Raw genomic sequence first — 12,798 nt, 5'->3', positions numbered from 1 at the left:
AGAACTACCCATGTCACAGCGTCACGCGCCCGTCATTGTCATCGGCTCAGGTCCGGCAGGATATACAGCAGCCATTTATGCAGCGCGCGCCATGCTCAAGCCGATCATCATTACCGGTTTGCAGCAGGGTGGTCAGCTGATGATCACCACCGATGTGGAAAACTATCCGGGCTATGCCGAACCTGTTCAGGGTCCATGGATGATGGATCAGATGGCAACGCAGGCTCAGAATGTCGGCGCTGAAATTCTTTATGACATCATCACAGAGGTCGATACGAAATCGCGGCCATTCCGCCTGATTGGCGATTCCGGCACGGTTTACACCTGTGATGCGCTGATCATTGCGACCGGTGCGCAGGCAAAATGGCTGGGGCTTGAGAGCGAACAGACCTTCATGGGTGGCGGCGTTTCAGCTTGTGCGACCTGTGACGGTTTCTTCTATCGCGGCAAGGAAGTTGTGGTTGTCGGTGGCGGTAATACCGCTGTCGAGGAAGCACTTTACCTTTCGCATATTGCGAAGAGCGTAACCGTTGTTCATCGCCGCGAAGGCTTCCGTGCAGAAAAGATCATGCAGGATCGCCTGCTGAACCGCGACAATGTTAAGGTCGTCTGGAACAGCGTCATCGACGAAATCGTCGGCACCGAGGCCAAGCCGCCGATGGGCGCGACAGTGACCGGCGTGCGCCTCAAGAATGTTGTCACGGGCGAAACGGCTGTTCACGACGTACATGGCGTTTTCATCGCCATTGGCCACGCACCTGCTGTTTCTTTGTTCGAGGGCAAACTCAAGCAGAAGCCAAACGGCTATCTTTGGACTGCGCCTGATTCAACGGCCACTGACGTTCCAGGCATTTTTGCCGCCGGTGACGTTACGGACGATATTTACCGGCAGGCTGTAACGGCAGCAGGTATGGGTTGCATGGCTGCTCTGGAAGCAGAGCGCTGGTTGGCTGCACAGGAACCGCTGCACGAAGCTGCGGAGTAACGAGAGGGGGAGAAGGTGGTCGCACCGCTCGACTGGGATAAACTGCGCATATTCCATGCTGCCGCGGAAGCGGGGTCCTTTACCCATGCCGCGCAGACATTGCATCTGTCGCAATCGGCTATTTCGCGTCAGGTCAGCGCGCTTGAGCAGGATGTCGGCGTTCCGCTGTTTCATCGCCATGCGCGCGGGCTTATTCTGACGGAACAAGGCGAAACGCTCTATCGCACGGCGCATGACGTGCTGATGAAGCTCGAAAATGTCCGCTCCAAACTTGCGGAAAGCAAGGAAAAGCCGACGGGTCGCCTGCGTGTGACCACGACGGTTGGTCTTGGCTCGGGCTGGCTGATCGAGCGCATTCAGGAGTTCGTCGAGCTTTACCCGGATATTCAGCTGCAGCTGATCCTCGATAATGAGGAACTGGACCTGACCATGCGTCATGCGGATTGCGCAATCCGCTTGCGCCAGCCCCAGCAGCCTGACCTCATCCAGCGCCGCCTGTTCACCGTGCATATGCATGTTTATGCCTCTGCGGGTTATGTCTCGAAATATGGGAAGCTGAATTCCATAGACGAGATCGACCAGCATCGGGTTGTGACATTCGGTGAGCCTGCTCCAAGCTATCTGACAGGATTGAACTGGCTCGAGATCGCTGGTCGGTCCGATGGCAGCTCACGCATTCCGGTTTTGCAGGTGAATAATCTGCTTTCCATTCGTCGTGCGGTCCAGCGTGGTGTCGGAATTGCGGTGTTGCCTGACTATATGGCGGACAAGGAATCCGGTCTCGTTCAGCTTTTGCCTGAGCTTGAGGAAATCCCATCCTTCGACACGTTCTTCTGTTATCCGGAAGCGCTGAAGAATTCTGCCAAGCTTCATGCTTTCCGTGATTTCCTGTTCTCGAAGGCAAGAAACTGGACCTTCTGATCTTCGTTTTTGAAAAGAAAAGGCCGCGCTGGACAATCCCGCGCGGCCTTTTTGTTTTGTGAAGCTATTTGCGTGGCAGCAGACGCTGAACTTCTTTCGATGCATCGGCAAGAGCATCTTCAGGCGTTGCGGACTGCTCAACAACACGCGAGAGGTTGTCGACAATGGTCTGTGTTACCTTGACGCCGTTCGAGCCTGGGAATGCATACCAAGGGATCATGATCGACATCTGGCTCAGACCAGCTTTGAAGAGCGGATTTTCTTCATAGAATTTGCCGAGATATTCATCCGACTTCGCAGCCAGTTCATTGTTCGGCACATAGCCGGTACCTGGTACAACGACCGATGCGCCGTATGGGCCTGCAGCAAATTTGGCAAATTTCCAGGCTGCATCAAGCTTTGCCTGGTCTTCGGTCAGGATGACAACTGCATTACCACCCGTTGGCAAACGACCCTTTTCAGGGTTAAGCAGTGGAATCTTGGCGGTGCGCATATCGAACTTATCGCCAACATTCTTGATCGTGTTGCGCAGTGCGCCAGTGGTCTGGAATGCGAAGCCTACCTTACCAGCAGCAAAAGCCTGTTCACCCGCAGCCTTGGTCAGAACTGGCATGCCGCCTTCTTTCACCAAGCGATCAACGAGTTTGAAGGCTTCAAGGCCTTCCGGTCCATTAAAGGCAACCTTCTTTTCGTCTTCAGTGAGCATGGTGCCGCCCGCGCCGAAAAGCAGCGCTGAGAACATCCAGTCGTCACCCTGCCAGCGGAAGTCGATGCCTTCATTGCCGTTGCCGAGTGCCTTGATTTTGCCGCCGAGCTCGATCACCTCGTCCCAAGTGGTTGGCGGTGTATCTGGGTTGCCGCCCGCAGCCTTAACCAGATCGGCATTGTAATACATGATCGGGTTTGACGTTGCGAAAGCAAGGCCGACCTGACGATCACCAACGCGAGCAAGGCTTAGCAGGTGATCGGTGAAGCCCTGAGCTTCAAGGTCTGCTTCCTTATCAACGAGCGGCTTCATATCGACGCCGATATTGCGTTCAGCCAGTACGCGCAGACGGTTCAAGCCAGTGAAGGTGATGTCTGGCAGTTCCGAGGTGCCAGCCTGACGCATGATTGTCTGGATGCCTTCTTCATAAGTCACTGAGGGGCTTACGAAGTTGATCTTGATATCTGGATTTTCTTCCATGAACTTCTTCGAGATGTCGGCCATGACATCTTTAAAGAAGCCGGGCATCGGATAATGCACGTTAAGCGTGGTTTCTGCGAAAGCCGGAGAGACGAGGCCGGTCGCAACAGCCAGAGCGGCAAGAGCGCTGGAAAGGCGTTTCATGGTTTAACTCCTTGGGAGGATAAGGGAGGGCGGGGAGGATTTCAGCCTTTGAGGCCGGTTAAAGTAATGCCTTCGATGAAGCGGCGCTGGGCTGCGAGAAATGCGAGGAGAAGCGGCAGGGTGATGATGAGCGTTGCCGCCATCAGTGCGCCATAGTCGTCGCCAGCTTCTGCTGCGCGGAAATAGAGGAGGCCGAGCGGTGGTGTGGCCCGTTCCATGCCATTGACGACGATGAGCGGCCAAAACAGATCGTTCCAGTGCGCTACCACCGAAAAGATCGAGAAAGCGGTGATGGCAGGCCACGCATTTGGAACAATGACGCGCATGACGATGCCTGCTTCGGACATTCCATCAAGGCGAGCAGCGCTGATGAGGTCATCCGGAAGAGCACGGAAAAACTGTAGAAACAGGAAAATGCCGAAGACCGAAATGAAGAACGGCGCGCTCAGTGCGAAGTAGCTATTGAGAACGCCAAGCTGATTGAAGCCGACATAGAACGGGAGGGCCGTTGCATGGATCGGAACAAGAAGGCCAAGCATGACTAGCATCATCATCGTGCGCTGACCGCGAAACTGCAGCTTTGCCATTGCATAAGCGCACGGTATGGCAATCACCACCTGTACGACGAGAACCAGTCCACAGACGACGACACCGTTAAACAGCAGAAGTCCCATCGGAACGCGCGTCAAAGCTTTGGTGAGGTTATCCCAAAGAGCCCAGTTTTGCGGAATGAGCGAAAGTGAAGAGGAAAAGATATCCTGTTGCGATTTGGCGGCCGTCGATAGCATGAAGATATAGGGTGCCAGAAAAATAAGCGCACCCAATGAAAGCAAGCCGAGACGGAAGGAACGGGCAAAAGTCATTTCTGGCTCCTCAATAATGGGTACGACGGTCCAGCACGCGGAACTGCAGCATCATCAGAACGATCAGCACAGCGAGGAAAATCACGGTCATCGCAGAGGCATAGCCCACGCGCAGATAGACAAAGCCTTCCTGATAAATGGTCCAGAGCAGCACTTCGGATGCTTTATTTGGACCGCCTTCGGTCAGTGTTTTGACTGTCTCAAAGACTTTGACTGCATTGATAATGCTGATTGTCGTTACAAACAGCGTGGTGGGGCCGAGCAGAGGCCAAGTGACCAGACGAAACCGTTCCCAGCTGCTTTTCACGCCATCAACTTCCGCAGCCGAATAAAGTTCGCGTGGTATCGCGGTCAGGCCAGCAAGAAACAGAACCATGTTGAAACCGACGCTCTGCCAGACGCCAATGAGTGCAAGGCTAAAGAGCACGGTATCGCTGGAGCCTAGCCAGTTGGGACCGGTAATGCCGATCATCCCAAGCATTGCGTTTACCGGACCAAGCGTTGGATGCAGTAGATACTGCCAGACGGTTGCCATGGCGACGAGAAGCGAAGCGACAGGAAGGAAGTAAACCGTGCGGAAAAATGATTTGCCGCGAACTTCGCTTTCAATAAGAAGCGCCACGCCAAGGCCCAGAAAAACGGAAGCCGGAGCTACGATGGCTGTGTAAACTGCCGTGTTTTTGAGTGAGATCAAAAACGTGCGGTCGGTGAATAACTCGCGGTAGTTATCAAGGCCGATAAATTCAAAGCCATCATAGCCCAACTCGAAATTGGTGAGGCTCCAGAAGATCACAGCTGCTGTCGGTAACAGGATCAAAAGTGCTGTGAGAAGAATGGCCGGTGCCGCAAGCTTCCAGGCAAGGCGTTCTTCACGCCGGCGTGCCTTTTCTGCAGCCGTGCGAGCGTTGGTTAAACCCGTGTGAGGAAGAGCGGCGTCAGACATGAGCTGGCGCCTTTTCCCGCGGGGCAAGTTGTATTGCATTTCCTGTGGGTTGACGCAGACGCAGACCGTCGCCACCAAAAAGATAAGCGTTTTCTGCATCAAAATGCAGGCCAACGGCTAGACCCGCTGCAATATGTTTTGCGTTCGCGGGATCAAGCTTGACCGTCAGATCTTGTGACGCGCCGGGAGCTTTTACATAGATCAACACTTCCGAGCCCAGGAACTCAATCCGCGAAACCGTGGCAGTGATACCGGTTCTGTCGTGTGGAACGATGCGGAAATGTTCCGGCCTGATGCCGACGCGGATTTGCGTGCCTGAATGTGCAGCGATGCCTTGCAGTATCGCGCGGCCAGCAAAATGGACGATGCCATTGTCGCTCACCAGAGCGTCAAGGATATTGATGCGCGGTGTGCCGATAAACTGAGCGACTTCAATATGTTTTGGATCATTATAGATCGCAGTTGGCGTATCAATCTGCAGTAACTTACCGCCCATCATGACGGCCACACGGTCGGCCATGCTCAGCGCTTCAGCCTGATCGTGCGTTACATAGATTGTCGGCACACCGGCGCGGCGATGAAGCTCCACGATTTCCGCCCGGGTGTGAACACGCAGATTGGCGTCGAGGTTGGACAGCGGCTCATCCATTAGAAACGCGCCGGGCTGACGGACAAGAGCACGGGCAAGCGCAACACGCTGGCGCTGGCCACCCGACATTTGGCCCGGCTTGCGATCAAGCAGATGATCGATTTTAAGGCTGGTCGCTGTCGCTTTGACCTGCTTTTGGATGGTTGCTCGCTTCTTGCGTTGCCCCGGAACGAGTACGCCGACCAGTGGAAAGCGTTCCAGAGTGGTCATATCGCGCATGGCAAGAGGAACCGCGATGTTCTGCGCGGCCGTTAAATGCGGATAAAGTGCATAGGATTGAAAGACCATCGCCATGTTGCGGTCAGCAGGATGGGCGCCTGTGATATCGCGTCCGGCAATGGCAATGCTGCCTTCATCGGCGTGATCAAGGCCTGCAAGAATGCGCAGCAACGTGCTCTTGCCACAACCTGACGGACCCACGAGTGCAATAAACTCGCCTTCTGCGGCATCAATGGAAATACCGTCAAGGATCTGATTGTTGCCGTAAGACTTGCTGATATCGCGAAGGACAAGCGTGCTCACTGAGTAGCCTCCTCAGCAAGCTTTTCCGCCTCACCATCGCCGGTGTGATGCGGATAGACTTCATGCACAACATCATCAATGACGTAAGGTGTAAGCTCTTCAATACGGACGATTTCACTTTTTACTGTTTCGCCGAGGTCGTGGATAGCTGCTCCCAGAATACGCTCACCGGGCAGGTCACGTTCCATGGCACCCACTATGAATGCTGCTGCCGGTGCCCAGATATAGCTTGTACCATAAGCTTCCCCAGCCCATGCGCGGTGAAGATGGCCGCTTGCATGAAGCTTTACATTATTGGCGGCAAACAGATCGTAGAGGCGCTGACGTGGAGCGGGTCGAATACCCCAGTAGCCCGTGTCCCCTTCATCTGGCTGATCGACGAAAACCGGCTTATGCGCAAAAATAGCAACAGGCTTGCCATCGCTGTTATTCAGCTCTGCCTCAAGCCATTGGAACTGTTCTTCTTCCTCTGCGGAGTCGGCACCGATAATCAGGCTGTTAAGCCCAATGATGCGCCAGTCGCCGAGATCTTTAGCCCAGTAATCTGGACCGAAATGATCGCGCCAACGCTTCAGGCGCTGTATGTTGACAGGTTGATGGCTGCCGGGCAGGTGGCCGATGTCGTGATTACCGGGAAGGCTCAGCACAGGGGCGGTAAGTTCGGCGATACGTTCGCGGCAGAAAGCGAGATCCGCTTCCATATCTGCACCGTCAACCGTCAGGTCGCCGGTGTGAATGATGAGATCCGGCTTTTGTTCTTCAATCCACGCAACAAGGGGTGCCCAATTGCTGTTGAAGTGCGACTTGGTCGGGCTGAGATGGGTGTCGGTAATCTGGACGATACGCAAGATGGCGCTCCTTGTTGGATAAGGGGTGCGCTGCAGCATGTGCCGTTTCGGCATTCAAAAAGGATGGCTGCGGCCTTGCGAGGGCTTCTATGCCTCTTCTGTGACAAGTCAGATTCAGTGCCATGATAGTTTCATGACAGCGGCGGATGCTTGCGATTTACGGAAGTGATTTGCTATTTTTAGAGGCAGTGATTGTTCGGCTATGCCTTCTGTTTGGGCGGCTCTATAATAGCCAGTTAAGAAAGTCGGATAAGTGGTTAATCTCTAACACTATGAATATATTGACTTTTTATTGATTTTCTAGCCATGCAAAAAACGCATAGCTGTATTGCGCTAAAGTTGCATTGCAAAAACAATGAGCACAAGGCATATATAAGTCATCTCAGCGCTGCGTTTCCTCCTCCCATTTGCGCGCGCTGAGTGTTCCCCTCTGGAGGTTTGCCTTTAAGGCACCTTCAAAACTCAAAGCCAGACATTTGTCTGGCTTTTTTTTTGGCTTTTCGCCAGATCTTGGTTTTTCTCTTGAGGTGAAGATACGAAAAAGGGGCCTTTCGGCCCCTTCGTCATTTGTATTTTTAGCTTTTAACGCAGGCTTGCGCAGAAGCGCTGAATGCGTGAGCAGGCTTCTTCAAGCAGTTCGTCGGATGTCGCATAAGAAATGCGGAAGTTTGGTCCAAGGCCGAAAGCCGAACCATGAACGACTGCAACGCCTTCTGCTTCGAGCAGCTCAGTTACGAAGTCTTCGTCGGTTTCGATGACTTTGCCAGCTTCAGTCTTCTTGCCGATCAGGCCTGCACAGGATGGGTAAACGTAGAATGCACCTTCTGGCGTTGGGCAATGAATGCCGGTTGCCTGATTGAGCATCGATACGACCAGATCGCGGCGAGCCTGGAAGATCTTCTTGTTTTCCGGAATGAAGTCCTGTGTGCCGTTGAGCGCTTCAACAGCTGCCCACTGAGCGATGGAGCAAGCGCCGGAGGTCTGCTGACCCTGCACCATGTCCATAGCCTTGATGAGCTGTAGCGGGCCTGCGGCATAACCAATACGCCAGCCGGTCATTGCATAGGCCTTCGATACGCCGTTCATGGTGAGCGTACGATCATAGAGCGAAGGTTCAACCTGTGCAGGCGTCGTGAAGACGAAATCGCCATAGACGAGATGTTCATACATGTCGTCGGTGAGGATCCAGACCTGCGGATGACGGACGAGAACGTCGGTCAGCGCCTTCAGTTCTGCTTCACTGTATGCCGAGCCGGTTGGGTTGGATGGCGAGTTGAAGATCAGCCACTTGGTCTTAGGCGTGATCGCTTTTTCGAGATCAGCAGCGGTCAGCTTGAAGTTGTCTTCAATCTTCGTGTTGATGAAAACTGGGGTGCCACCGTTGATCGCAACCATTTCCGGGTAGCTTACCCAGTAAGGGGCTGGGACGATCACTTCATCGCCTGGGTTCAGCGTCGCCATGAAAGCATTGAACAGGATTTGCTTGCCGCCGGTTCCGACGATGACCTGTTCCGGCTTATAGTCGAGGCCATTTTCGCGCTTGAACTTAGCAACGATGGCCTGACGCAGCTCAGGAATACCAGCAACTGGCGTGTACTTGGTTTCGCCGCGATTGATCGCGTCGATGGCAGCCTTCTTGATATTGTCTGGTGTGTCGAAATCGGGTTCGCCCGCTCCGAGACCAATCACGTCCTTGCCCTTGGCTTTCAGTTCACGTGCTTTCTGGCTGACCGCGATGGTTGCAGATGGCTTTACACGAGAAAGGGCGTCGGCGAGAAATGCCATGATAGATCTCCATAGATGGCAGGATCAGATAACCGGCACCGGGCACGGTCCGGTTTTGCGGACTTTCTATGTCGCATCGGCGCACGAATCGCAACAAAAGCTTTGCATTTTCGCAAGAAATTCCGGTTTCTCGCGCGATTGTGTTGCTGAAAAGTTCTGATCCATCAGAGATCCGCACATATTCGTTCAATGAAACTGATTGGACAGCTTTCAGTCTGACGGACATGTTATACCGGTACAGGAGACGCAAATGCTCACGATCTATTCACAGCCAGATTCCGGAAATTGCTATAAGCCACGGCTTTTGCTTGCAAAACTCGGTAAGCCTTTCAAGCACGTCACCGTTTCATCCCTCGACGGTTCGACGCGAACACCTGAATATCTGGCGAAAAACCCGAATGGAAAGGTTCCGCTGCTTGAACTGGAAGATGGCCGCTTCCTTGCCGAATCGAATGCCATGCTTCTTCATCTGGCTGAAGGGACGCCCTATCTGCCGAAAGACGCTTATGAACGGGCGTTGGTGTATCAGTGGCTATTCTTCGAGCAATATAGCCATGAGCCCTATGTCGCTGTGCGCCGTGCCTTGATGGTCTATCCGGAGCGCGCCCGTGACGCGACGCCTGAACGTCTGGCATCGACGCTTGCCGGTGGCGACAAGGCGCTCGGCGTTATGGAAGAGCAATTGAAGAAGACACCTTTCCTGGCAGGTGACAGTCTGACGGTGGCTGATATTGCTCTTTATGCTTATACGCATGAGGCGCATCGGGGCGGCTTCAATATGGATCGCTATCCGGCAGTGAATGCGTGGCTTAAGCGCGTAGCAGCCGATGAAGGGCATGTTTCGATGGACTGGCTGCCTTAAGGTTCAGAGCGGTTCCAGTTAATATTAAATTGTTGGAACCGCTTCATCTTTTTGTTTTACGTATTATCCCTACGCAACATCGCTTCGCAGTTTTGCTGGAAATGCTTTAATGGCCCATGAGGTCACGCAAGCTGCGCGTGGCCATGACTTTGTAAGCCTTAATCAGCGCATGACATTCATCCTCCGCAACCTCGACGGCGATGCGCATGGTGGATTCGCCAAAATGCATCAGCAGAAAAGCGGTTTCGTCCAGCTGGGCGGTGTCTTTATCGGGTGCGATCCGACGGATTGTATCCGCTAGCAGTTTGCCATTCTGGCGGCTTTCGGCAATCTCCAGCTTCGACAGGGATTTATCGGTCTGCGTGGCCGACCATATATCGCGCATTGCCGGTTCCAGCCGCATCAAAGCCAGATATTCGTCAATCAAGGCGTTAAATGCAGCAATCAATTCGTCGCTTGAATTTGCTGCGGCAAGTCCATCTTCGATGCACTGACGCGATTGCGCGTTACAGCTTTCAAACAGATACCGGATCAAGGCGCTTTTATCGGGAAAATACTGATAGAGCGCACCGATCGAAATGCCGGCCTGCTGGGCAATTTCGCTCATCTTCAGACTGTCGCTGCCCTTTGTGGCGATCAGCGCGGTCGCGCATTCCGCTATGCGGCGGATTTTTTCCTGTGCCCGGCTCTGACTGGGCGTGCGCCGCAGGATTGCCGCACCGATTACTTCTGTTTCCGTACCCGAATTCTGCTTCATGACCGACTCACATTATCCGCTCTTGACAGAATATGAGGATTGCTCACATATTGCAAATATGAGGGGTGCTCATATTTTGGGAGATGGAAAATGAATACGGACTTGAATGATCTTTATCTGGTGATCGGTGCGACCGGCAAAACTGGCAGGCGCGTTGCGGAGAAATTACGGGAAAAGGGCCTGTCTGTTCGTGCCGTATCGCGAAGCACGGAAATTGCCTTTGACTGGAATAGTCAATCCAGTTGGGCTGCGGCGCTTGAAGGTGTCACACGTGCCTATGTCACATATCAGCCGGATCTGGCTTTGCCGGGTGCAGTAGATGCAATCCGCGCATTTCTGATGGCCGCGAAGATGGCTGGTGTGAAGCATGTCGTGCTTCTTTCCGGACGAGGTGAGGAGGAGGCCGAAGCTGCAGAGCAGGTGGACCGTGCTGCGCGCAAGCTGGTTCATGCAGAACTTCAGTGAGAATTACATGCGGGATGAGCTGGTATCGGGTTCGCTGACGTTACCGGTCGGGCAGACAAAAGAGCCGTTCATCGATGCCGACGATATTGCTGATGTGGCGGTTGCAGCCCTGACGCAATCGAGCCACCGCAATCGCCTCTATGAGCTAACAGGCCCGGAACTGCTGAGTTTTAACGATGCAGTGAACGAGCTTGCAAGCGCTACGGGGAGGGAACTGTCGTTCTATTCTGCTTCGTTTGCTGATTATGAAGTGGCGTTGCGCGAACAGGCGCTGCCTGAAGATGCCATTGCGCTTCTGCGCTATCTTTTCACTGAGCTTTTTGATGGTCGTAACGCCAAAGTGGCGAAGGGCGTCGAGGAAGCTCTGGGTCGAAAGCCTCGCCGCTTTGCAGATTTTGCCCGCAAGGCCGCTGAAGAAGGCGCTTGGAAGGAAGGATCATGACGATGAGTTTTCAACTGCTTGTGCTGCTGACGGCATGGGGTAGTGCGATTACAGGCGGTATTTTCTATGCGTTCTCAAGCTTTGTGATGGCTGCTCTCGCACGCATTCCGGCAAATGCAGGCATATCGGCAATGCAGTCGATCAACATAACAGTGATTAATGGTACATTTTTTGCTGTCTTTTTCGGAACGGCATTGCTCTGTCTGGCGATAATTGCGCTGGGGCTGATGGGTTTTGGCAGCCTGTCGAAGTGGACGATGATCGGTGCTGGCATCTATCTGATCGGCACCATTGGCGTAACCATGATTCTGAATGTGCCGCTGAATGATCAGCTTGCTGTCATGGATGCTAATGCTGCTGCATCAGCGGATGTCTGGATCGCTTATGTGCGCGACTGGACTCTTTGGAACCATGTTCGCACCGTAGCAGCGTTGGTCGCGGCTCTTATGCTGGGAGCGAGTGCGCTGATAAAAGTCTGAATATTATCGAATAAGAAATCGGACAAATAAAAAAGGCGGGACAAGTCCCGCCTTTCCTCTGCCTTGCGGCAAAAATTATGCTGCGACGAGGTTGTCGGCAGACGAACGGCCCGAACGACGGTCCTGTACGATTTCGTACGTAACCTTCTGGCCTTCATCGAGCGTGGCCAGACCAGCGCGCTGAACAGCGGAAATGTGAACGAATACGTCCGTGCCGCCCTGATCAGGCTGAATGAAGCCGAAGCCCTTGGTCGTGTTGAACCACTTAACAGTTCCCGTAGCCATGGGAAATTCCTTTGTAACATTAGTAGTCGTGTAGTCCGTATGCTTCGCACACGTCCCTGTGGATCGAATTTATGGACAGGAGATCGTCAGGAAGCACGGCAGGCCGGGCGGGTCGCAAAGTCACTTGACCGAAAAATCGATTGCCCGACTATATGCGACAAATTTGACCAATACAAGACAGGCTTTGATATCTCTAAAGGCCTATTTTTGAAATGCTTTTTCATATTCCGATCCAGATGTGATCGCTAACGTCTGCCAAATGCACCTGGAAGAGATGAAAAGAGATGGTTTTATTCCTCAAACTGGGACGCATTTTATAATGCTGTCAGCTGGATAAGCAGGTGCAAGCATCCGATAAAGTGAGCGGCCTGGTTCTCACACAAAAGTTCCAAAATGTTGCTACAGAGTGAGGCCGGAATTGTTTAAGAACAATCCCATGACCTTTGGTATTTACGCCTATATTTACTAGTGGTCTGATTCCAACATTTGCTTCCCTCGTTTCATGTGCTGAGCAAATGTTGGAATTTAAAAGAACCACTAGTAAGTATTTCTATCTAGTGGATTTTTCGAATTTGACGTTTGAAACAACATAAGTGTCAGCCGGAATTCAAACGTCAAATTCAATCCACTAGCAAAGTTTTGCATCTGCCAAACACAAGCCC

The 12,798-nt window shown here is 53.0% G+C and carries 12 protein-coding genes and 1 pseudogene; 5 read left to right on the top strand and 8 right to left on the bottom strand.

Features of this window, described 5'->3' with window-relative positions:
* The first annotated feature begins 10 nt into the window (after positions 1–10).
* A complete protein-coding gene (gene trxB, locus KMS41_07450) occupies positions 11–985 on the top strand; it encodes a thioredoxin-disulfide reductase (protein ID QWK76946.1) in 975 nt (324 codons plus the stop codon).
* Between the two features lie 15 nt (positions 986–1,000).
* Positions 1,001–1,906, top strand: a complete 906-nt coding sequence (locus tag KMS41_07445) for a LysR family transcriptional regulator (protein ID QWK76945.1) — start codon at positions 1,001–1,003, stop codon at positions 1,904–1,906.
* Positions 1,907–1,970: 64 nt separating this feature from the next.
* Here the strand turns inward: KMS41_07445 and KMS41_07440 are convergent, their stop codons facing one another.
* From KMS41_07440 to KMS41_07415, 6 genes are all read right to left on the bottom strand, one after another.
* Entirely contained in the window at positions 1,971–3,236 is a 1,266-nt protein-coding gene (locus tag KMS41_07440; protein ID QWK76944.1) for an ABC transporter substrate-binding protein, read from the bottom strand.
* A 41-nt stretch (positions 3,237–3,277) separates the two neighbouring features.
* A complete protein-coding gene (locus KMS41_07435; protein ID QWK76943.1) occupies positions 3,278–4,099 on the bottom strand; it encodes a carbohydrate ABC transporter permease in 822 nt (273 codons plus the stop codon).
* A gap of 10 nt (positions 4,100–4,109) precedes the next feature.
* A complete protein-coding gene (locus KMS41_07430) occupies positions 4,110–5,042 on the bottom strand; it encodes a sugar ABC transporter permease (protein ID QWK76942.1) in 933 nt (310 codons plus the stop codon).
* A complete protein-coding gene (locus tag KMS41_07425; protein ID QWK76941.1) occupies positions 5,035–6,213 on the bottom strand; it encodes an ABC transporter ATP-binding protein in 1,179 nt (392 codons plus the stop codon). The genes KMS41_07430 and KMS41_07425 overlap by 8 nt, the downstream gene beginning before the upstream one ends.
* Positions 6,210–7,061 carry a metallophosphoesterase gene (locus tag KMS41_07420; protein ID QWK76940.1) on the bottom strand — a complete coding sequence of 284 codons (852 nt, stop codon included), beginning with the start codon at positions 7,059–7,061 and terminating at the stop codon, positions 6,210–6,212. The genes KMS41_07425 and KMS41_07420 overlap by 4 nt, the downstream gene beginning before the upstream one ends.
* 582 nt (positions 7,062–7,643) lie before the next feature.
* The gene (locus KMS41_07415; GenBank protein QWK76939.1) at positions 7,644–8,846 is read right to left on the bottom strand and encodes a pyridoxal phosphate-dependent aminotransferase; all 1,203 of its coding nucleotides are present in this window, start codon (positions 8,844–8,846) and stop codon (positions 7,644–7,646) included.
* Positions 8,847–9,096: 250 nt separating this feature from the next.
* On the opposite strand from KMS41_07415, the gene KMS41_07410 reads away from it, so the two are divergent.
* Positions 9,097–9,708 carry a glutathione S-transferase family protein gene (locus KMS41_07410; GenBank protein QWK76938.1) on the top strand — a complete coding sequence of 204 codons (612 nt, stop codon included), beginning with the start codon at positions 9,097–9,099 and terminating at the stop codon, positions 9,706–9,708.
* Positions 9,709–9,814: 106 nt separating this feature from the next.
* Here KMS41_07410 and KMS41_07405 read toward each other — a convergent pair whose 3' ends face one another.
* Positions 9,815–10,465: a TetR family transcriptional regulator gene (locus KMS41_07405; GenBank protein ID QWK76937.1), complete on the bottom strand. Its 651-nt coding sequence runs from the start codon at positions 10,463–10,465 to the stop codon at positions 9,815–9,817.
* 90 nt (positions 10,466–10,555) lie between these two features.
* On the opposite strand from KMS41_07405, the pseudogene KMS41_07400 reads away from it, so the two are divergent.
* Both KMS41_07400 and KMS41_07395 read left to right on the top strand, forming a co-directional pair.
* Positions 10,556–11,372, top strand: a pseudogene (locus tag KMS41_07400) (NAD(P)H-binding protein).
* Entirely contained in the window at positions 11,369–11,851 is a 483-nt protein-coding gene (locus KMS41_07395) for a DUF1772 domain-containing protein (protein ID QWK76936.1), read from the top strand. The pseudogene KMS41_07400 and the gene KMS41_07395 overlap by 4 nt, the downstream one beginning before the upstream one ends.
* A 75-nt stretch (positions 11,852–11,926) precedes the next feature.
* Here KMS41_07395 and KMS41_07390 read toward each other — a convergent pair whose 3' ends face one another.
* On the bottom strand, positions 11,927–12,136 hold the full coding sequence (locus tag KMS41_07390) for a cold-shock protein (protein ID QWK76935.1): 210 nt from the start codon (positions 12,134–12,136) through the stop codon (positions 11,927–11,929).
* Positions 12,137–12,798: the final 662 nt, after the last annotated feature.

The sequence above is a fragment of the Ochrobactrum sp. BTU1 genome, assembly GCA_018798825.1.
Lineage (GTDB): Bacteria > Pseudomonadota > Alphaproteobacteria > Rhizobiales > Rhizobiaceae > Brucella.
Note: the sequence above shows the minus strand (reverse complement) of the source record. Positions and strands in the feature narration are given on the sequence as shown.